This window comes from Bifidobacterium magnum (genome assembly GCF_000741255.1).
Lineage (GTDB): Bacteria > Actinomycetota > Actinomycetes > Actinomycetales > Bifidobacteriaceae > Bifidobacterium > Bifidobacterium magnum.
The window spans coordinates 1-20,552 of sequence record NZ_JGZB01000006.1 but is presented as its reverse complement, the minus strand read 5'-3'; the positions used below and the strand labels follow the sequence as shown (position 1 = coordinate 20,552).

Sequence of the window (20,552 nt, the reverse complement as noted above, 5' to 3'; positions counted from 1 at the left end):
TGCTTCCTTCACCGTAAGTAACGCGATACTGCTGATAGTCCAACCCACTGTAACGCATTTCTATTCCGCAATGGAACGTTTGTTCGAAAGAACACGCTCGTTTCCCCATTCGGCAATACCCGGTTCCGCAGGCTCGCGCGTGGGGAATAATAAGCACTGTACGCATGAGTTTGAAACGAACTTCCCACCTATATATAATATATAAGGAGTAGGCATGAGCGTGAATGATCCGCAGCCCGCCCACAGTGCGCGGCCCGAACAGTCCGGCGCCCCGCACACCGGGGACGACACCACCGTAAAAGTGCCGCGCAAGAAAACACCGCACCCCATATTCCATAGCGAAATCGCCATCTGCTGGATCCTGCTCGCCGCAATGATCGTAGTGAACGCGCTGCGCGAATTCGGCGTGCTCGACCCGTCCACACGGGACATGTCGAACGCGGCGCTCGCCTGGTTCACGCCCGACCGGTACGTGTCGCTGATCTGGATCCCCATATACGCGCTGCTCGCCCTGTGGCTCGTATGCATGGGCAACACCAAACAACGGCGCAAGAAAACCGGGCCGCTGCCCGTATCCCTGCAAGCGCTGCTGTTCATTGTGGCGGCCGTCATACAAGTCGGATGGCTGCTAGCATGGGGATTCAACCAGTATTGGCTTGCGATCCTGGCCGCATTCATGGACACCATCCTCATCTACCTGCTCGGCTACCACACGCACAAAAAAGACACGAGCATCTGGGGGTGGGCGCCGTTCACGCTGTTCGGCACATGGATGCTCCTGGAAACCATCATCGTGTTCGTGCGCGTCATCTGCCTCGCGTTCGCCAAAAGCGGCGACATCAACAATACCGCGCAAGGCGTGTGCACCGTGGCGCTTACCGTGGTAATCCTCGCCGTCGGAGCGTTCATGCGCTTCAAATTTCACGACTGGATCTTCGGCATCGTCGCGCTATGGACCATCATCGGCATCGCCTTCCACATCATGGACGTCTCCAAATTCACGGGAGTGCTCATCATCGTGGTCGCCACCATCGGCGCCCTGATCACCTACATCCCCTGGAACCGGGTCAACGGGCACCTGAGCAAACTCGACACCACCACAACCGGCAAGAAAATCACCCGATAGACAACCGGCATTCACACCACAGGAAAAGTGACCTACCATGCACATATGGCAACAACACGAAACACCACATGGCAACACGTAGAACACGGATTCGGACCCCTATACAACAGCGAATCGCAAATACTTTTCCTCGGAACCATGGCCAGCCCCAAATCACGTGAGGCTGGCTTCTTCTACATGCACCCACAAAACCGGTTCTGGCCGCTCCTCCAAGCCCTCTACGCCAACCCCGACGACCCCACAGACACCACCGGAACCACCAAAGAAACCAGAAAAGCGTTCGCGCTACGCCACCACATCGCCATCTGGGACCCCATCGAATCATGCGACATCCAAGGAGCCAGCGACTCCAGCATCCGCAACATCGTCCCATCCGACCTCACCGGCATGGTCAAACACTCCAACATCAGCATCATCTGCCCCACCGGCGCCAAATCCAACCAAATCTTCCACAAATACCAGGCGCCCATCTTCGAACGCGAACACATCCACGTCGACATCGTCCCCCTACCATCCACCAGCCCCGCATACGCGTCCAAAACACCACAACAAATCATCGACATGTGCAAAGAACGCCTCGGCGCCAACGGCATGACCACCAACCCCGCCTACACCGAACACCTCTAAACCCACCCAACCCGCCCACAAGGAACACCATGCAACTCAACGCCACCATACGACTCAACACCACCACCGACGACCCGCGCACCTACCTCATGTTCCACGGATACGGCAACAACGAAACCTCCATGGAACGCATCCTCACCGCCATCTACCAACACAACGAAACCCAACCCAGCTACCTCAGCTTCCAAGCCCTACCAACGTCCCTACATCGGCGGATACACCTGGTACGCGCACAGCCACAACGGCGATCAACGCCGCCAAGCCTGCGCCAAAGTCGGCGACGCCCTCCAACAACTCCTGCGTTCGCCACTATTCGAACACCGCAAACTCACCCTCATGGGCTTCTCCAAGGCGCCTACCTGTGCTACCGGCTCACCCAACAATTCCCCGACCTATTCGACACGGCCGTCATGCTCTCCCCCGCCTTCAAAGAAGAATACGCGCCCGCAACCGCCAGCAACACACGCTACATCCTCTGCTACGGAGACGAAGAAAACCACATCCCCGAAGAAGACCAAAACCGCTGCATGGAAACCCTGCAAGCCACCGGCAACCTCACCCTGCTCACCTACGCGGGCATGGGCCACGCAGTATGCACCCAAGAAATCAACGACCTGCGGGAACTCCTCACCAAATAACCAAAGCCCCCGCACCAACACACCACAACCGCTTCACCAGCCAACCCACACCAACGGTTGCGGCCAACCGCTATGATAAACACTCGTTGCACAAGCATAATAGGGAAACAATTCGTAACGAAAAGACGGTGACGAATGGCGATAGACGCGCAAGGACTGGAAATTCAAATTGGCGCTCGCACACTACTACATCCGACGAATTTTCATGTGGCCAAGGGAGACAAAATCGGCCTTTCCGGACGTAACGGCGCCGGAAAGACCACATTGACGCGCGTTATCACGGGAGACATGCTGCCCACCAGTGGAACGGTACGCGTAAGCGGCAAACTCGGTTATCTGCCACAGGACACGCACGCCGCCGATCCGGAGCAAAGCGCGTTGGACCGCATGATGAGCGCGCGTGACATCTCCTCCATTATCCAGCGCATTCGCAAGGCCGAGAAGGACATGACCAATCCAGATCCGGATATCATGACGAAAGCCATGAACCGTTACGATCGTGCCATGCAGGACTTTGAAAAGGCCGGCGGCTACGCCGCGCAATCCGAAGCGACTTCCATGGCGGCGAGCCTGGGGCTGAGCCAGGAAGTGATGAGCCAGCCGCTCGGTACGCTTTCCGGCGGCCAAAGGCGACGCATTGAGCTGGCCCGCATTCTGTTCTCCGACGCCGATACGCTGATCCTTGACGAACCGACTAACCACTTGGACGCCGACTCGATCGAATGGTTGCGCGGATATTTGAAGCATTACGAGGGCGGATTCCTCGTAATCTCCCACTCGTCGGAACTTTTGGACGAAGTGGTCAACAAGATGTGGCATCTGGACGCGCAACGTGGACAGATCGACATGTATTCCATGGGATACAAGGCCTATGTACACCAGCTCGTGGTGGACGAGGAACGTCGCCGCCGCGAACGCGAAGTCGCGGAGAAGAAGGCGGAACGCCTTATGCAGCAGGGCATTCGTTTGCACGCCAAGGCCACGAAGGCCGTCGCAGCGCAGAACATGATGCGCCGCGCCGAAAAGTTGCTGAGCGAAACGTCGTCGGCACAAAAGAAGGAAAAAGTCGCCGACATCCGTTTCCCCGAACCGCTCCCCTGCGGCCGTACGCCGATTATGGCCAAGGACATTTCCAAGATGTACGGATCGAATCTCGTGTTCGCGGGCGTCAACCTTGCCATCGACAAGGGATCTCGCGTGGTGATCCTGGGCTACAACGGCGCGGGTAAAACCACCACTTTGCGTCTGCTGGCGCATCTGGAAGATCCCGATACGGGTGTGGTGGAATATGGCCATGGCTGCAAAATCGGCTATTTCGCACAGGAACATGACACGCTCGACATGGACGCGACCGTATTGGACAACTTGCGCCATGTGGCTCCAAGCCTGAACGATACGCAAGCCCGTTCCATTCTGGGCTCGTTCCTGTTCTCGGGAGACGACGCGTTCAAGCCCACCCATGTGCTTTCGGGCGGCGAAAAGACGCGTCTGGCGTTGGCCACTTTGGTGACCAGTGGCGCCAACGTGCTGCTGCTCGACGAGCCCACGAACAATCTTGATCCCGCCTCGCGTCAGGAAATTCTCAAGGCGATCGCCAAATACGAGGGCGCCATTGTGCTTGTCACCCACGACGAGGGCGCAGTGGAAGCGCTGAACCCCGAGCGCGTGCTGCTTATGCCGGATGGCGATGAGGATCTGTGGAACAACTCGTACCTCGATCTGGTGGCGGAAGAGTAACACCGGCGTTATAGCAAATAGCAAGCTATAAAGATCCATAGAAAGAACCACAAAGGGCATGGAACATAAGAATTGGGCGCGGCCACTCGCAAGAATGGTCGCGCCCAATCATTTTATGCAATGCCGGAGGCTACAAAACCGGCATTAGGAATCAGTCAACCTGCTTCTGCTGCAGCTGGTCGCCGTCCATATCGAAGTCGCTCATCTTGAAGGACCTGATGGCCGGATCATCATAAGAGTTGTAGTAGTACGTCATAGTCTTGGCGGAGAAGCAATCCGAGTAGACGGTGTACTCGAACTGGTCGTTGCCCATCTTGGCACCACCCAGCACCATTGCCGCAGCCTGCAGCGTGCGGAACAGACGGATGACGCTGTGCTGCTCGTCCTTCTGCTGCGGGTAGTGCGTGTTGATGTACGCGGCGCGGATGAAACGCGACGGGGAGCTGAAGTCGCCCGGAATGCCGTGCATGCTCACGCCGGAACCCCATGGCGTCAGTTCATCCTGACCCCACTTGACAGCGGCCGGGTATTCCGGAACGTTGACCATGTAGTTGCGCAGGTTTTCCTCGTGGTAGGCGAAGGTCGGCTGGTTGGTCAGCGCGTCGACACCATCATGGTAGATGTGCATGCCGTCGGCCATGTATTCAACGACAATGGAACGCGTCTTGTCGCCGATGATCCAGTGCAGCATGGAAACCGGGAATTGGTCGTTCACGGGCTTGTTGATGATGGCGACGGATTCGAGAGCCTTCTCCACCTCGTCCACCGTATCGAAGTTGCGCACGATGAAGTACGGGAACTCGTAGGCGGCGACGTTGGTCTTGCCTTCCACGGCGTCATCCTCGTACTTGGCGTAGCCCGGGAAGTTCAGGCCGGCGACGGCCAGACCGGACTCGTTGGCGCAGTCGAAGTACAGCGGCTTGTTGTCCGAGATGATGCCCGCGCCGAAAATCGGACGCTGGCCATCTTCCACGTTGAATTCAAAATCGAGCTTGTATCCCTTCGGGGTTGCCAGAATGGTCTGGCCATATCCGCAGCTCCAGTCTAGGTTACGGCCGAAATACATATCCCCTTCACCATCGGTGAATCGCACGCTAGTGCACATGTTTGCCTCCTCATAAGAATGAATCGTTTCTACCAGGACTTGGTCACTTCGTCATCCCAGCAACAGGGCGATTATAAAAAGGCTTTTCTGAATGAATCCTGAGTATTGGCAGTATTTCTCTCCTAACGAATTTGCAAATGCGCGCGGTACATCTGACATAGATGCCTTGATGTATTTTTGGCGCAAATCGATTAGAGTAAATACAACATCTGTATGGAAATGAAGGGGATTTCTCATGGCTTTGGAACATGCTTCGGAACATATTCAGGCGCTTTTGTATAGCGCCTATTCAACCAACAGTGTCCGCGCCATGGAGCAGCCGCTGCTGGAACGTGACGTACCGCTTATGCGCATGGCCGCCAGCGCCACGGCCAATGTTGTGCTGCACACTTTGCAGGAGAACGGTTGGGACAATGAGCGGTCCACGCGCATTGTGGTGCTCGCGGGAGCTGGAGACAATGGTGGCGACGGCTTGTACGCGGGAGCGTTTCTGGCCGCGCGCGGATACGATGTGACCGCCATCGCGGTAGGCAAGCGTCTTCATAATGGCGCTTTGGACGCGTTGTGCGAGGCGGGCGGAAAGGTGCTGGTACTGGATCCGTATGCGCAAATTCCCGGATATTCGAGCGGGTTCAGCGCGGGCGAGGCCGGCGAACGTTTGCAGTCGGCCATTGAATATGTACGCCACGCCACAGTGGTATTGGACGCCATGACAGGAATTGGAGTAACAGGATCCTTGCACGGCATAGCTCAAGCCATGGCGACCGCATTGGGCCGTAGCGGCATGCCCGATTCCGGGTTGGCCATTCCCGACGACCAGATTGTGCCACACACCCCTATCACTATCGCCGTTGATATGCCTTCCGGCATCGGCGTCAATGACGGTACGTTGCCTGGGCCGTATATCCCTGCGGACATTACCATCATGTTCGGTGCGATGAAGCCTTGCGCCATGCTGCCTCCCGCTTGCTATGCGTGCGGCAAGATCTGCATTGTCGATTTTGATTTCGACCTTATGGAAATGGAACCCGCGGTGGAAATGGTGACCGCAGGATTCGCATCCGAAGCGATTCGCCCGTGCCGGGTGGAGGACGCCAAATACTCCCGAGGCGTGCTGGGCCTTGTTACGGGTTCCCAGGAATATCCGGGCGCGGCGGTGCTTTCCACCTGTGCGGCAGCGCGCTCCAATATCGGCATGGTTCGCTATGTCGGCCCGCAACGCGCTCAGGACCTGATTTTGCACAAGTTGCCGGAAGCGGTTATGGGCAAAGGCCATGTGCAAGCGTGGGCCGTCGGATCGGGCGTTCCCGTGGAGCAGGATGACGCCGATATGAATGAATTGCATGAGGACATTCAGCAACGCACAATTACCGCATTGCTTCAGCATTATGCCCGCACCGGCAACGAGGACCAGGACGCCCGGGCCGAGGCCATGCCTCCCATCGTGGTGGACGCCGGAGCCTTGGATCTGCTTCCCAACCATGTGACAGCGCAGGTCGTGCTTACGCCCCATGCCGGTGAGCTCGCCCGCCTGCTTACCCGCCTCGGACATGCCATGAGCCCTGAGGAGGTGTTCGCGCGCCCGTGGCATTGTGTCCGTCTGGCCGCCCAGGAAACTGGTGCGACGGTGCTGCTCAAGGGAGCGGTCACGTTGGTCGCCGGCAACGATGGCGGTACGTTGCGCGTACTTGCCGCGGGACGTGCCCCGGCAAGCCTGGCCACGGCCGGCGCGGGCGATGTGCTCACGGGACTGCTAGGCGCACTGCTCGCCCAGCAAAGCGAGCAGGTGCATGCCGATGCCGCTTGCATGCCCGAGATTGCCGCTTCCGCCGCATACATGCATGGTCGCGCCGCGGCCTTGGCATCGGGATCCGACCAGCGCGGATGGCACCGCCCTATGCTGTACCACGCGCATGACGAGTATCCCGTGGTGGAAACCGTGGGACGTCCCATTGTGGCCGGTGATGTGGTCGAGGCTATTCCCGCGGTGTTTGAGGCGTTGCAATAGTTCCTTGCATTTGCGCGCGAACTTCCCCGCGCCATACATTGCGTTCCAGCGTGCCCGTGATGGTAACGGGTTCGTGTTGCATAAGCGCGGCGTAGTCCGCCTGGTTGAACAGCGTTAACGACAATCCGTTGGTGGTGGTGGCCAGTAGATGCTGCTGCTGCGCTCCCACGCATCGCAGTTGCGCTATGTCTTGAGGCATGAGATTGAGTTGGATGGTTGGCGCGGGGAAACCCGCGCCGAATGGCGCGTACGACCGGATCTTTTCGCAATATTCCAGCACAGTGGCGTTGTCCCATTGCGTAATGGTTCCCGCGTCGTTTGCCGCCTGCGGGCCCAACGCCAGCACAATATCCGCTTCTTGGGGTTTGGTATCCGCCTGGGATTGCAATGTCTCCGCCGTAGCCGCGATGTCGGCGGCAAACTTGGGCAGGTCGTCCGTACTGCTATGTACGCCGAACGCATGCTGGTGGCCCGCCACATGGTGTCCCAATGGGGTAAGGACGTCCAACGCCTTATACCATTCCGGCGTACGACCCGAACCCTGCAATGTTTCCCTGTTGAGCACAAAGGTGGGCATATGGCTGGAAGAAATGAGTTTGGTGGCCAGCAGTCCGAGGATTCCCGTGGGTGCGTTGGTCAAATACACATATGGCGCATAGGGCTGGTCGCTGGTTTCCAGTTCTTTCATATACTGGCCCACTGCCCGTTTGCGCTGTTCGTTGAGTACAAACAATTTTTGTGCGAGCTCATATGAACGGTTCGCATTGAAAAATATGCCGAACACGTCGTCCATGGAACCGTTCATGCGCTTGGCGCTATTGAATGTGGGCGCCAGATAGAAGCCCATGAACTGTTCATTGAGTTCGTTGATGTCACTGAATTTGCCATGTTCCTGCAGCACGCGCAGTATGGTGTGCAATCCATAGAGCGCCGAATCGAAATTCGCATTGCCCGTGGTGTATGGCTTGGGATCCATGAAAATGCGCTGGGTGAGCACGATGGCGTCCCGCACGAGGGAACGGTTCTCGCCGCTTAATGTCATTTGGTCGGAAATGGTGCCGAATCCTGCGAATACGCGCAATATCTGGATCGCGTCGCGGGCGTCGGGAACAAAACGCTCTGCATAACGGTCCAGTACCTGCCACAATACATGGGCTCCGCAAATGCTCGGATGCTCGTAGGTCTCCCCCAGCTGGTTCGGATTGACAATGCAATCAGCCGCCAATTCCTCTTCTTGCACATGATGGTCTGTAATCAAGGCCAACGCACCACGCTCATGGATACGTTGCACGCCTTCGTGCGCCGTGATGCCGACATCACATGTCAAAACGGCGCGCGTGTCAGGGAACTCGTCGAAAATTTTGTCGATGTCATGCTCGGTGAATCCGTAGCCCGCGCTCGGATCGGGACGATACAGGCTGACGGTAAATCCCATGAGGCTCAGTCCCGCGAACCCGAGCGTTCCCGCCGTAATGCCGTCCATGTCGAAGTCCGGAAGAATCACCACGCGTTGCTGTTGCGTATGCAAGGTGTGCAGCAGGTCCGTCAATTCGTCAATATGGTGCAAAGGTTGCGCGCTCGGCCGTTCCAGATCATGCCATGTTTCGGCGTTCAAATGGCGGTGGTCGAGCCACGAGCGAATAAGCGGATTCATCATCAGGCCTTCTTACTGGAATACTGTCGCTTTACTGTATCACTTGGGTTTTGTCCGGGCTAGATTGCGGCAAGGATCTTCATAATTGAAGATTTGTTGGAGACTCCCTGTTCCCATTGGCGTACGGATCCAGCCGCGTTACGATTCGACATGTAGCACGTTTCGTACACAAAGGAGTGAACATGGCGAAGGCGCAGCGCGACAAACTGCATAGCGAAGAATTGTATTTGCCCGGAGACGAGTCGATTATGGTCGAGCAGACCGCGTGCATGGAAAAACTGTACGATTTCAATGCGACGCGTCCGTCCCAGGGCGCCTTGCGGGAGTCGATGTTGCACGACATGTTCGCTGATCTTGGCGAAGGATGCTACATTGAGCCGCCACTGCATTCGAACTGGGCTGGCGCGCATTGTCATTTCGGGAACCATGTGTATGCCAATTCCAATCTCACGCTGGTCGACGACACCCATATTTATGTGGACGACAATGTCATGTTCGGTCCGAATGTGGTGCTGGCTACCGCTGGCCACCCCATCCTTCCGGAATTGCGTATGCGCGAATATCAATTCAACGCCCCTATCCATATTGGCAACAATTGTTGGTTGGGCGCGGGAGTCATTGTGCTCCCCGGAGTCACTATTGGCGACAATACGGTAGTGGGCGCCGGCGCGGTAGTGACCAAGGATTTGCCGGCCAATGTGGTTGCGGTCGGAAATCCGGCACGCGTGTTGCGTCCCATTGGCGAACGTGATTACGACGTGTATTTCAAGGGGCGCCACATCAATTGGGATGAAGTGTGTGAAGAGTCCGGGCTGACTAAGCCGGATTCGTCGCAACCCTGCTAACAATCATCAATATTTCCTCAGATTACGGGACGGTGCTGGTTGCGTCCCGTTTTTATATTCTCCCATCAATATGTGACTTTTGTCACAAATTCTTAGGATGTCAGTGCCGTTTTAGTTGTAGTGACGTTATGTATTGGATGAGTTAGGTCGTTTCGCGAGGGATGGAGGAACGTGAGTTTGGATGATTATCTTACTTCAGACTGAAATATTTCAATATTAAAAATTTGATCGATATCGAAACCTTTGATTTTATTGCCGCCCTATTTTCCAAATTAATAAACCACGTGGGGTGACTGTTTGTCCGTCGAATAATTATTCCGCGAGAATTTTGGCACAAGTTCGCGTCGGTGTTATTGTGGACTTACTTTCAGATTGAAATATTTCACGTATTTAGCTACAATATAACCCGTCCTGAAATTGGAATGAGGACCTTCCCTACCACCCGACTAGTGAGGCGACCCATGAACGTTATAGAACTTATGACTCTCGGATTCGTACATGAGGAACCCATGTGCGGATACCAGCTATGCAACCGTATGCGCCAGCTGCTCGGCAACACGAGAGCATTTAGCGAAGGATCCGTCCATGCGGTGACGCAGCGCCTGCTCGGCAAAGGGTATCTGCGCGAGAGCAACCGCATTGTCAGCGGACGCAACAAGCGTACGTTCCATCTGACTCCAAGCGGCTATGACCTGCTTGTCTCCACGCTGCGCAACGCGCGCGGCTATATGATCTCGGACACGGCGCAGTGGACCGTGATCCTCTCCTTCCTGTCCACACTCCCCAACGACCGCGACCGCAGGGCCGTGCTGGAACGCCGACTCAACATGCTTGAGAACGACACGCACCAACTCTATTGCACGGACGCTGACCCACTTGACAACAGCGCTGTCAGCGACACCTACAAGAAGGCGGCCATCTCCATCCAGGCCGCACACGCCCAAGCGGAAATCGCGTATCTGCAGGAACTGCTGGGAGATAATCTCGAAAACTAAAAAATGCGACATATTTTTAAGATATGTCGCATTTGGTTTTTATTTTCCCCGGGAAACACTTCACTTACAGCAAAATTACACGGTTACGCCATGATCCCGCAACGCCTTGCGCGCGCCGTCGGCGGACGTAAACTGGCATGCATTCCAGCCGCAATCCAGCGCTCCCTGCACATTGCGCGCCGTGTCGTCGAAGAACATGGTCTGCTCCGGAACCAGGTGGAAGCGCCGCTGCGCGTGCTCGTAAATGGCGCCCTCGGGCTTGTGCAATTTCTCGATGCCGGACACCACTGTACCGGACAGCAGCTCTTCCAACTGCGGGTACAGCTCGAACGCATAGTGGAACGTTTCGCTCGACCAGTTGGTCAAACCCCATATGCGCACACCGGCGTCCCGCAAATCCCTAAGAAGCGATTCCACGCCGGGAATCAGGTTCGGCAGCGCGTCGTCGTAATGGGCGATGTAATAGTCGAACAGGTCGGCGATCTCCTGTCCCTGTTCAGCCACGATGTCCGGCATGATGTCCGCGAGCAGCTCTCCCGCATCCATACGGTCTTCGTAACGGAAGAATCCGTACGGATCGTCAGGATCGTCCAGATGTTCCAGGAACCAGTCGGGAGCATGCCGTTTCATGGCCTCCCCCCACTGCCAGTCGATCAGCACGCCGCAAAAATCGAATACCACGTCAGTAATCACGTCACGCTCCATATTTTTCCAAATATTGTTCCGCCAAGTCGTCAAGGGCGTCGCTGACATACGGCGACCCGTCGGGTTTGGTGAGCTTGCGCGCCTCCGCGAACAGGTCGAGCACGTTGACAATGGAGCTTACGGGGAATCCGTACATGGATTCCGTCTCCATGACGGCGGATCGGTTGCTGTGCGCGGTGGTTTCCATACGGTCCACGCTCACCACCATGCCCGTGATGTGTACGCCCGCTTCCCGCTTGAGCTTCGGGACGGTTTCCTGAATGGCGGTGCCGGCGGTCATCACGTCGTCCACAATAACCACGTTCATGCCGTCTTCCAACGGCATGCCCACCATAAGGCCGCCGTCTCCATGGTCCTTGCGCTCCTTGCGGTCGAAAGTGTACCCGGCTTCAATGCCGTACTCATGCAACGCCATGGCCGTGGACACGGCGAGCGGAATGCCCTTGTACGCCGGGCCGAACACGGTGTCGATGCGGTCCGAGAACCGGCCGGCCTCAATCTCCCACATGATTTTCGCCGCGTAGAATTTGCCGAGCTCCCCCACGAGCCGCCCCGTGTCGAAACTCGCCGCGTTGATGTAATACGGGGACACACGGCCCGACTTCAACGTGAATTCACCGAATTTCAAGGCGCCCGCGTCGAGCAGGAACCTGGTGAAGCGTCCCTCGAGGTCGTCATACGGCTCATTCATGATGATTCCCTTTCTTTTCTCTTTCTTCTTCGCTTTTCGCGGTGTACGGATCGTGCTATCGCCACGTCTCCCCCGCCGCGAGCTTGGCTGCGAGCGCCGGCCGTTGGTCGAGGAGGGTTTCGAGTTCTTGTGCGATGGTGTGTGGTGCTTGTGGGTTGAGGAGTGCGGTGGCTCCGATTTCGATGGCGTTGGCTCCTGCGTAGAGGTATTCGAGTGCGGTGTGGGCGTTGTGGATGCCGCCGATGCCGATGATGGGTGTGTGTGGGAGTGCGGTGCGTACTTTCCATACGTTGGCGAGACCTATGGGGAGGATGGCGGGTCCGCTGAGTCCTCCGGTGGTGTTGGCGAGGATGGGTTGGCCGGTGGTGGTGTTGATGCGCATGCCGATGAGGGTGTTGATGAGGCTGAGTGCGTCGGCTCCTGCGTCGGTGGCTGCTTTGGCGATGGTGGTGATGTCGGTGACGGTTGGGGGTGAGTTTGACGATGAGTTGGTTTGTTGGTTGGTTTTTCTGAGGTCGGTGATGAGGTTGTATAGGGTTGTGGGGTCGGTGCCGATGCTGAGGCCTCCTGCGTTGACGTTGGGGCAGCTGACGTTGATTTCGAGCATGTCTGCTGGGGAGTTGTCGAGTTTTTTGACGACTTGGATGTAGTCGTCTGGGGTGTGGCCTGCGACGTTGGTGATGACGGTGGCGCCGAGTTGTTTGAGTTGGGGTAGGTCGTTGGCGAGGTAGTGGTCGATGCCGGGGTTTTGGAGTCCTACGGAGTTGACGGTGCCGGAGGGGCTTTCGGCGGTGCGTGGGCTGGGGTTGCCTTCCCATGGGATGGGGCTGACGCCTTTGGTGGTGACTGCTCCGAGTTCGCTGACGTCGTAGTATTGGGTGCTGGCTTCGGCGAGGAAGGTGCCGGATGCGGTGGCTACGGGGTTTTTCCACGGGATGCCGGCGACGATGGTGGAGTGTGTGTAGGTGGTCATGGGTGTCCTTGGCTGGGTTGGTGTGGTGTGGTGGTTACCAGATGATGGTGGTGCTGGGGAATACGGGGCCTTCGGTGCAGGTTTTGGTGTTGCCGTGGATGGTGGGTATGGTGCAGGCGACGCAGGCGCCGTAGCCGCATCCCATGCGTTGTTCCATGCAGGTTTGGCAGTTGGCGTTGTGGGTTTGGGCCCATTGGTGGACGGCTTGCATCATGGGTTTGGGTCCGCAGGTGAGGATGGTGAGGGGTTGGTCTGGGTTGGGGTTGGGCTCAAGGGTGTTGAGGAGGGTGAGCACGTCGCCTTGGGCGTTGGTGATGCTGTGGGTGTGGGGCGTGTGGGTTTGCATGCGTGTGTCGGCGTATCGGGTGTCGCGGTAGCCGAGGATGGCGGTGGTGCGCGTGTCGGGTTTGGCGGCTAGGCGTTGGGCGGCGTATAGGAGGGGCGGGATGCCAAGGCCTCCTCCGACGAGCAGGTAGTCGCCGGGCTGGTCGAGGTTGAACGCTTGGCCTCCCAAGGGTCCGAGCATGTCTATGGTGTCTCCTTCCCGGAGGGTGGAGAATTGGCGGGTGCCTTCGCCGACGATGGCGAAGATGATGGTGAACGTGTCGCCGTTGGTGCCGGCTACGCCGAAGGGTCGTGGCATGAGGCGGCTTTGGTCGTGCGTGTAGAGCATGACGAATTGGCCGGGGCGTGCGGTGCGGGCGGTGTGCGCGTCTTGCAGGGTCAGTTCGATGATCGTGTCGGCGAGCGCCTGGACGCGGATGACGGGGACGGTTCTTCTGCCGGGTTGGCGTGCGGGTGTGGCGTGTGGGTTGCGGGTTGCGGTGGTCCATTCGCGGGGCATGCGTGGCCTTTCTTGCGTGGGTGGCTGGGTTGGACGGGGTTTGGACAGTGTTTGGGTGGCGGCCGGTCAGGTCAGGGCTGCGCGCAGGTTGTCGCGCATGTCGATGGCGGCGTCGCGTGCGCATGCCATGACGACGGCGAGCGCTTCGTCGGGGTTGCGCATGGTGGTGTGGTCGCGTCTTTTCCATGCTCCGATGATGGCGCGCGACGAGTTGACGATGATGCCGGACCCGTGCTCGTCGGCCATGGCGGCGATGTCGGTGGCGGTGCCGCCTTGCGCGCCGTATCCGGGGATGAGGAAGAACGTGTGGGGCATGCGGGCGCGCAACGCTCGTCCTTGCGCCGGGTAGGTGGCGCCTACTACGGCGCCGAGCCTGCCGTACCCGTGCAGGCCGGTCGTGTTGCGGTTCTGCTGGTCGACGAGCATGCCGACGTGTTCGTACACGTGTTGCCCGTTGACCAGTTGCAGGTCCTGGATTTGTGTGGCGGACGGGTTGGAGGTGTGCACGAGGCAGAACACGTCTTTGTCGTGGGGTTCGGCGGCGTCGAGGAACGGTTTGACGGCGTCAGCCCCCAGGTACGGGTTGACGGTGACGGCGTCCTCGTGCCACGGGTCGGTGTGGGCGGGCGCCTCGGGTATGGGCAGTGTGGCGCTGATGCCGCTTAAATGGTGGGCGTAGTGGGCGGCGCTGGTGCCGATGTCGGCGCGTTTGATGTCGCCGATCACGTACAGGCCTTGTTCCTGCGCGTACCGGCAGGTCTGGTTGTAGGCGGATACGCCTATGGCGCCGAGCGCCTCGTACATGGCGATCTGGGGTTTGACGGCGGGCACGATGCCGGCGACCGCGTCGATGATGGCCTGGCCGAACAGGAAGTAGCTCATCGCCATCGCCTGGGGCACGAGGTCGGTGTAGTCGCCGCTTTGGCGCATCGACCCGTACGCGTCTTCGACCATGCTGGCGGTGACCGCCTGCGGGATAAGCTGCGGGGTGGGGTCGATGCCCACCACGCTCGGGTTGTGTGTCTCGCTGATCGCGTCGATAAGCCTGTCCATGCTGGTCCTTCCTTCCGTGTCGCGCGTTGGCGCGCCCCTGCCTTGCCGAATGTCGCGTCTAGCGCGCCGCCATCTCGGGGATGCGCGTCAGGCGCCCCGCGAGCACGGTGGCGAGCGCCCGGCCCGTCACTTTCCACCCGTCGAACGGCGTGTTGCGCGCTTTGGACGCGAAACGGTCCGCCCGTATCGTCCAAGCCTCTTGTGTGTCGAGGATTACGAGGTCGGCGCCGCGTGCGGCCCGGGCCCGTATGGTGCCCGACGTGCCGGCCAACGCCCCGATGTCGGTGGCGGGGCGTCCCAGGAGGATTCCCGGGGCTATGGCCATGAGGCCGATGAGGCGCCGTTCGCCGATGATTCCCCGGTCGACGAGTGTGGTGTGGCATACCGCGTACGCGCTTTCCAGTCCGGTCACGCCGTTGGGGGCCGTGAGCATGCCTTGCGTTTTGGCGGCGAGCGTGTGCGGCGCGTGGTCGGTGGCGACCATGTCGATGGTGCCGTCGGCGAGCGCCTCCCATATCGCGTCCCGGTCTCCCGGCGCGCGCAGCGGCGGGTTCATTTTTGCGCGCGTCCCGTAGCGGGCCACGTCCCGGTCGGTGAGCGCGATGTAGTGGGGCGCCGTTTCGCAGGTGACGGGTATCCCGTCGCGTTTGGCTTGGCGTACGAGGCTTATGGAGGTGGCGCAGCTGACGTGTTGCAGGTGGATGTGGGCGCCCGTGTCGCGTGCGGCGAGGATGTCTCGTTCGACGATGCGGCTTTCCGTGTCGCCGGGGATGCCCGGAAGGTTCAGGCTTCGGCTGGTCTGCCCTTCGTTCATGACGCCCTGCTCGTGGTGTTCGGCGTGGTCGATGACGACGAGCCCCGCCTCTTTGGCCAAGGCGGCCGCCTCGTACAGGAGCGGCCCGGGGATGGTGGCGCCGTCGTCGCTGATGGCCGTCACGGGATGGTCGGGGTGGCGCGTCCGGTCGCCTTTCCACGCGAGGATGTCGGCCAGGCGCGTTCCGGCCCGTCCGATGGTGGCGGCCGCGCACAACTGGTAGTGCACGGGAAGCGACGTGTGGTGGTCGCGTTCCCAGTCGCGCGCGTATTCGACGGCTCCCCTGCCGTCTTCCATTATGGTGGCGCCGTCCATGGCGGGCGTGGTGTTGGGCATGACGAGCGTGTTCGTGTAGCCGCCGGCGGCCGCGGCACGCGCTCCCGTGAGCATGGTTTCCGCGTCCGGGTCCCCCGGGTCGCGCCAGTGGACGTGGGGGTCCTGGAATCCGGGGGCGAGCGTCATGCCCGTGCAGTCGATGTCGCGCGCCTCCCCCTCGTATTCGGCTTCCAGGTTGACGGTGTGCCCGCTGTCCCACGCGCGCAGGCCTTTGAGTGTGACCACGCTCACCGCAGCGCCTCCTCGTCGCAGTATTCGCAGCGGAACGCGTGGCGTCCGGGCACGCGGTAGAACACGTGGTCGAGTCCCCGTTCGGAGCCTGTCACGCACCGCGGGTTCACGCACCGGATCACGTTGACGACACGGTCGGGCAGCGTGGGCGCGTGCTTGCCCGTGATCACCCCGTTTTCCACGATCGCGACGGTGGCGCGCGGAGCCACGATGGCCAGCGCCTCCAGGTCGACGGGCACGTCGCCTTCCATTTTGATGATGTCTTTGGTCCCGTAGCGCGTGCTGGGCGCGTTCATGACGAGCGCGAGCCGTGTGGACGCGGGGTCGATGTCGAGGTAGGCGAGCACTTCAAGCGCCGTGCCCGCGGGCACGTGGTCGATGATCACGCCGTTGCGGATGCTGCTGACTTCCATGAATCCCCTCCCGGGCTTTCCACTCTTTCTACTGTTCCCCCGCCGGCGTTTGGCGTTTTTCGTCCCCGTAGCCGGGCAGCGGGTCGTCGAGCACGGCGGCCATGAGCGCCATGCGCACGAGCATGCCGTTGGCGACCTGGTCGAAATAGGCGGCGCGCGGGTCCGCGTCCACGTCGGTGGCGATCTCGTTGACGCGCGGCAGCGGGTGCAGGACCGCCATGTCGGGGCGGGCGGCCGCCAGGCGGGCCCGGTCGAGCACGTACGTGTCCCTGAGCCTCACGTACTCGTCCTCGCTGAAGAAACGTTCCTTTTGCACGCGCGTCATGTACAGCACGTCGAGGGAGCCGATCACGCCGGCGAGGTCGCGCACCTGCTCGTACGAGCAGCCTGAAGCCTTGTCGATGCGGTCGAGCACGTATTGGGGGACGCGCAGTTCGGGAGGGCTGACGAGCACGAAATGGATGTTGCCCCACCGGCACAGCGTTTCGATCAGCGAATGGACGGTGCGCCCGAACATCAGGTCCCCGCACAGTCCGACCGTCAAATCCGTGAGCCTGCCGCAGCGTTGGCGGATCGTGGCCAGGTCGGCGAGCGTCTGCGTGGGATGCATGTGGCCGCCGTCGCCCGCGTTGATCACGGGCACGCCGGCACGTTCGGCGGCGCGCGCCGCCACAAGCGCCGCCCCCTCCTTGGGGTGCCTGATGGCGATCACGTCCGCGTAGGCCGCCACCGTGCGCACCGTGTCGGCGATCGACTCGCCCTTCGACACGGACGACTGGCCGGTGCCCGCGAACCCGACGGCGTTGCCGCCCAAGCGGATCATGCCCGTCTCGAAACTCAGCCTCGTGCGCGTGCTCGGCTCGTAAAACAGGGTGGCCAGCACGCGCCCCCCGGCACGCGCCGTACACGGCCGCCCGGTGCTCCCCCATGTAGCGCGCGCGGTCGAGCAGCCATTCAATATCGGATACGGACAACGTGTCCAGCGTGATCACATTCGACCCGGCAAGCGGACTTGTCCCGGAACTTCGCATAGTCAACAGTTCACCTTTCGTGGACCATCAGCACGGTTCCCGCGAAACGCGGCTGCGTCCCACTATATGCGCAATCCCGCGGGCGCTCGCCGCCCGCCCCACATAGTGGAAATGCTAGTCGCGGTAAAACAGGCGTTCGGTCACGTCCCTGCACCGGCGCATGAGCGCGAGCAGGTCGTTTTCAAACTGTTGGCCGTGGTTCGCCCCGTAGCCCGCGTACATGCCGATGCCGCTCAACGCGAACCAGTCGCGCGGCAGCACGTCCGCCTGGTTGGCGCGCCCCGTCCACAGGAAGTTGCCGTTCCTCGTGCGCGTGGCCATGCGCCACGCGTCGCGCAGCACGCCCGCGTCGTGGCCGTCGACGAAGCCGGCGGATTCGAGCGCGTCCAAGGCTTCCAGCGTCCCGCACACGCGCAGCGTGTCGATCCGCGCGGCGTGGCGCAATTGCAGGAGCTGGACGGTCCACTCCACGTCCGACAGTCCCCCGTGGCCCAGTTTGACATGCCGGTCGCGGGCCACGCCGCGCGGCAGGCGTTCGGATTCCATGCGCGCCTTGAGCCGGCGGATCTCCATGGCTTGCGCGCCGTCCAATCCGGACGCCGGGTAGCGCAGCGGGTCGGCCACATGTTCCAAAAAGTCGCGGGCCAGCGTCTCGTCGCCCGCCGCATACCGGGCGCGAAGCAGCGCCTGGTATTCCCAGGTCGCCGCCCAGTGCGCGTAATATTGCGCGCACGATTCGAGGGAGCGGACGACCGGACCGTGTTTGCCTTCGGGGCGCAAATCCATGTCGAGGTCGAGTTTCGGTTCCATCGTCAGCGGGCCTTGCAGCAGTTGGCGCAGCCGGTCGGCCACGGCGCGCGCGAACGCGGCCGCACGCTCCTCGTCCCCGCCCGTGGCGGCGTAGATGAGCATCACGTCCGCGTCGGAGCAGAAGTTCACTTCCCGTCCCCCGTAGCGGCCCATCGCGATCACGCACACGCCGGCCGGGGCCGCCGAGACGTCCAGGCCGTCCTGGGCGCACTGGGCGCGTACCGACCAGCGCAACGCCGCGTCGATGACCGCGTCGAACATGTCGGTAAGGCCGCGCATGAGCCCCGTGTCGGAAACCACGCCGTTCATCCACCCCAGGCCGATGCGTTCGGTCTCGTGGCGTTTCAGCGCGCGCAACGCCTGGGCGCATTCGCGCGCCGAATCCTCGTAGCGGTGGATGATCGCCGCCGTCTGCGTGCCAAGGCTCTGTGGCCCCCTCGGGCGCAGCAGCTCGTCGTGGCCGAGCCACGTGACCGATTCGAGCGACTTGTCGAGCGCGTCGCCCAGCGACCTGGAGTTGGACAATACGTGGCACAGGCGTTTGGCGGCGGACGGCGAATCGCGCAAAAAGCCCAGGTATTCGTGCATTCTGCCGAAATGGTCGGCGAGCTTGCGCCAGTACAACAGTCCCATGTCGGGGTTCTGGCCCTCCCCGAGCCAGCGCAGCACGGCGGGCAGGAGGATGCGGTTGATTTTCGCGGCGCGTGTCACGCCCGCCGTCAACGCCTGCACGTGGCGGATGGCGGCTTGCGCGTCGGAGAAGCCGATCGACTCGTAGCGGTCCTCCAACGCCTGGGGGGACAGTCCGGGCGCGTCGTCGGCGGCGCTGATCGGCAGCATCGGCCGGTAGTAGATTTCGTTGTGCAGCCTGCGTACGCGCTGGCGCGTCGTGTCGTAGCGTTCCACGAGCGCTTCCGGATACTGGCGGAACGTCCTGGCGAGCCGGCCCAGCTCCTCGTTGTCGTCGAGGCGGACTCCCGTAAGGTCGCGCGGCTTGGACAATCCTCCCGTGTTGGCGGCCCCGAGGTCCGCGAACAGGTGCGTGCGTTTGAGCTCCCACATTTGCTGACGGTGTTCGAGCACGCGTTCGAACCCGTAGTCGGCCACAAGCGTGGCCGCGTCGGCGCGGGAAATGTAGCCGCCGTCGCTGAGCGCTTTGAGCGCGTCGCGCGTGGAGGCGACGCGCAGCGTGGGGTCGGTGCGTCCGTGGACGAGCTGGAGCATTTGGACGGTGAACTCGATGTCGCGCAAACCGCCCTTGCCGAGTTTGATTTCCCGGTCCTGCAAAGCCGGGGCGATCAGGCGTTCGACACGTTCGCGCATCGCCTGGCAGTCGTGGACGAAATTGGGACGTTTGGCGCTTTGCCATACCAGCGGACGCGTCATGGCGATGTATTCGGCGCCAAGCGCTTCGTCCCCGGCGGCGGCGCGCGCCTTGAGCTGGGCCTGGAACTCCCAGTTTTCCGCCCACTGTTCGTAGTAGGCGCGGTGCGATTCGAGCCGGCGCACGAGCACGCCGTCCTTGCCTTCGGGGCGCAGCGCCCCGTCGATCTGCCACAGGACCGGTTCGGCCACGCCCATGACGGCGCTCTGGCACGCCCGCTGCATGGTGGTGGCGATTTTGGTGCCCGTGCGCGTCACGAGCTCGCCCTCGTCCCCGTCGGCCGGCTCGGCCACATAGATGAGGTCCACGTCCGAAACGTAGTTGAGTTCGCGGTCGCCGAGCTTGCCCATGGCGATCACGGCGAAGCGTACCGCCTCGGCGCCGGGTACCGTGCGGTAGGCGATGGACAGGGCCGTTTCCAGGGCCGCGTCCGCAAGATCGGACAGGGCGAGGCTGATGTCGCCCTGCACGGCGACGGGATCGTCGGCCGCCRTGTCGCGCCGCATGAYSGCGRSCAGCTGGCCGCCATCAT

The 20,552-nt window shown here is 60.8% G+C and carries 17 protein-coding genes and 1 pseudogene; 7 read left to right on the top strand and 11 right to left on the bottom strand.

The genetic code is table 11. The annotated features are described in order from the left end of the window. Positions 1–214 precede the first annotated feature (214 nt). The 4 genes from BMAGN_RS05900 (at position 215) to BMAGN_RS05885 (ending at position 4,128) form a co-directional block, all read left to right on the top strand. Positions 215–1,126, top strand: a complete 912-nt coding sequence (locus BMAGN_RS05900) for a hypothetical protein (protein WP_022859418.1) — start codon at positions 215–217, stop codon at positions 1,124–1,126. 45 nt (positions 1,127–1,171) lie between these two features. Next, on the top strand, positions 1,172–1,753 hold the full coding sequence (locus tag BMAGN_RS05895; RefSeq protein WP_022859417.1) for a DNA-deoxyinosine glycosylase: 582 nt from the start codon (positions 1,172–1,174) through the stop codon (positions 1,751–1,753). Positions 1,754–1,782: 29 nt separating this feature from the next. Next, a complete protein-coding gene (locus tag BMAGN_RS05890; RefSeq protein ID WP_051892934.1) occupies positions 1,783–2,391 on the top strand; it encodes an alpha/beta hydrolase in 609 nt (202 codons plus the stop codon). Positions 2,392–2,526: 135 nt separating this feature from the next. Continuing rightward, entirely contained in the window at positions 2,527–4,128 is a 1,602-nt protein-coding gene (locus tag BMAGN_RS05885; RefSeq protein ID WP_022859416.1) for an ABC-F family ATP-binding cassette domain-containing protein, read from the top strand. Positions 4,129–4,279: 151 nt separating this feature from the next. On the opposite strand, the gene bsh is transcribed toward BMAGN_RS05885, so the two are convergent. Continuing rightward, positions 4,280–5,233, bottom strand: a complete 954-nt coding sequence (gene bsh / locus BMAGN_RS05880) for a choloylglycine hydrolase (RefSeq protein ID WP_022859415.1) — start codon at positions 5,231–5,233, stop codon at positions 4,280–4,282. A 235-nt stretch (positions 5,234–5,468) separates the two neighbouring features. Between bsh and BMAGN_RS05875 the strand changes: the two genes are divergently transcribed. Further along, complete coding sequence (locus BMAGN_RS05875) at positions 5,469–7,241, top strand: bifunctional ADP-dependent NAD(P)H-hydrate dehydratase/NAD(P)H-hydrate epimerase (RefSeq protein WP_022859414.1); 1,773 nt, start codon at positions 5,469–5,471, stop codon at positions 7,239–7,241. Here the strand turns inward: BMAGN_RS05875 and BMAGN_RS05870 are convergent. Continuing rightward, complete coding sequence (locus BMAGN_RS05870; RefSeq protein WP_022859413.1) at positions 7,210–8,898, bottom strand: DHH family phosphoesterase; 1,689 nt, start codon at positions 8,896–8,898, stop codon at positions 7,210–7,212. The genes BMAGN_RS05875 and BMAGN_RS05870 overlap by 32 nt on opposite strands. A gap of 179 nt (positions 8,899–9,077) precedes the next feature. Here BMAGN_RS05870 and BMAGN_RS05865 point away from each other — a divergent pair, with 179 nt between their 5' ends. Both BMAGN_RS05865 and BMAGN_RS05860 read left to right on the top strand, forming a co-directional pair. Continuing rightward, entirely contained in the window at positions 9,078–9,740 is a 663-nt protein-coding gene (locus tag BMAGN_RS05865; protein ID WP_022859412.1) for a sugar O-acetyltransferase, read from the top strand. Between the two features lie 461 nt (positions 9,741–10,201). Further along, the gene (locus BMAGN_RS05860; protein WP_026501924.1) at positions 10,202–10,735 is read left to right on the top strand and encodes a PadR family transcriptional regulator; all 534 of its coding nucleotides are present in this window, start codon (positions 10,202–10,204) and stop codon (positions 10,733–10,735) included. Positions 10,736–10,810: 75 nt separating this feature from the next. On the opposite strand, the gene BMAGN_RS05855 is transcribed toward BMAGN_RS05860, so the two are convergent. From BMAGN_RS05855 to BMAGN_RS05815, 9 genes and pseudogenes are all read right to left on the bottom strand, one after another. Then, on the bottom strand, positions 10,811–11,440 hold the full coding sequence (locus tag BMAGN_RS05855) for an HAD family hydrolase (protein WP_022859410.1): 630 nt from the start codon (positions 11,438–11,440) through the stop codon (positions 10,811–10,813). Then, positions 11,430–12,131 (bottom strand): orotate phosphoribosyltransferase, encoded by a 702-nt coding sequence (gene pyrE / locus BMAGN_RS05850; protein ID WP_022859409.1) that lies wholly within the window; start codon positions 12,129–12,131, stop codon positions 11,430–11,432. Before pyrE ends, BMAGN_RS05855 begins: the two co-directional genes overlap by 11 nt. Before the next feature lie 55 nt (positions 12,132–12,186). Next, positions 12,187–13,104 (bottom strand): dihydroorotate dehydrogenase, encoded by a 918-nt coding sequence (locus tag BMAGN_RS05845; protein WP_034250416.1) that lies wholly within the window; start codon positions 13,102–13,104, stop codon positions 12,187–12,189. A gap of 34 nt (positions 13,105–13,138) precedes the next feature. Beyond that, the gene (locus BMAGN_RS05840) at positions 13,139–13,747 is read right to left on the bottom strand and encodes an iron-sulfur cluster-binding protein (RefSeq protein WP_238548767.1); all 609 of its coding nucleotides are present in this window, start codon (positions 13,745–13,747) and stop codon (positions 13,139–13,141) included. A 267-nt stretch (positions 13,748–14,014) separates the two neighbouring features. Beyond that, positions 14,015–15,001 carry an orotidine-5'-phosphate decarboxylase gene (gene pyrF / locus BMAGN_RS05835; protein WP_022859406.1) on the bottom strand — a complete coding sequence of 329 codons (987 nt, stop codon included), beginning with the start codon at positions 14,999–15,001 and terminating at the stop codon, positions 14,015–14,017. 58 nt (positions 15,002–15,059) lie between these two features. Then, complete coding sequence (locus tag BMAGN_RS05830) at positions 15,060–16,376, bottom strand: dihydroorotase (RefSeq protein ID WP_026501922.1); 1,317 nt, start codon at positions 16,374–16,376, stop codon at positions 15,060–15,062. Positions 16,377–16,378: 2 nt separating this feature from the next. Beyond that, complete coding sequence (locus BMAGN_RS05825) at positions 16,379–16,795, bottom strand: aspartate carbamoyltransferase regulatory subunit (protein WP_022859404.1); 417 nt, start codon at positions 16,793–16,795, stop codon at positions 16,379–16,381. Positions 16,796–16,823: 28 nt separating this feature from the next. Further along, positions 16,824–17,826 (bottom strand): annotated as a pseudogene (gene pyrB, locus BMAGN_RS05820) (aspartate carbamoyltransferase). A 114-nt stretch (positions 17,827–17,940) separates the two neighbouring features. Further along, on the bottom strand, positions 17,941–20,552 hold a 2,612-nt coding region (locus BMAGN_RS05815), incomplete at its 5' end, for a bifunctional [glutamine synthetase] adenylyltransferase/[glutamine synthetase]-adenylyl-L-tyrosine phosphorylase (protein ID WP_034250413.1).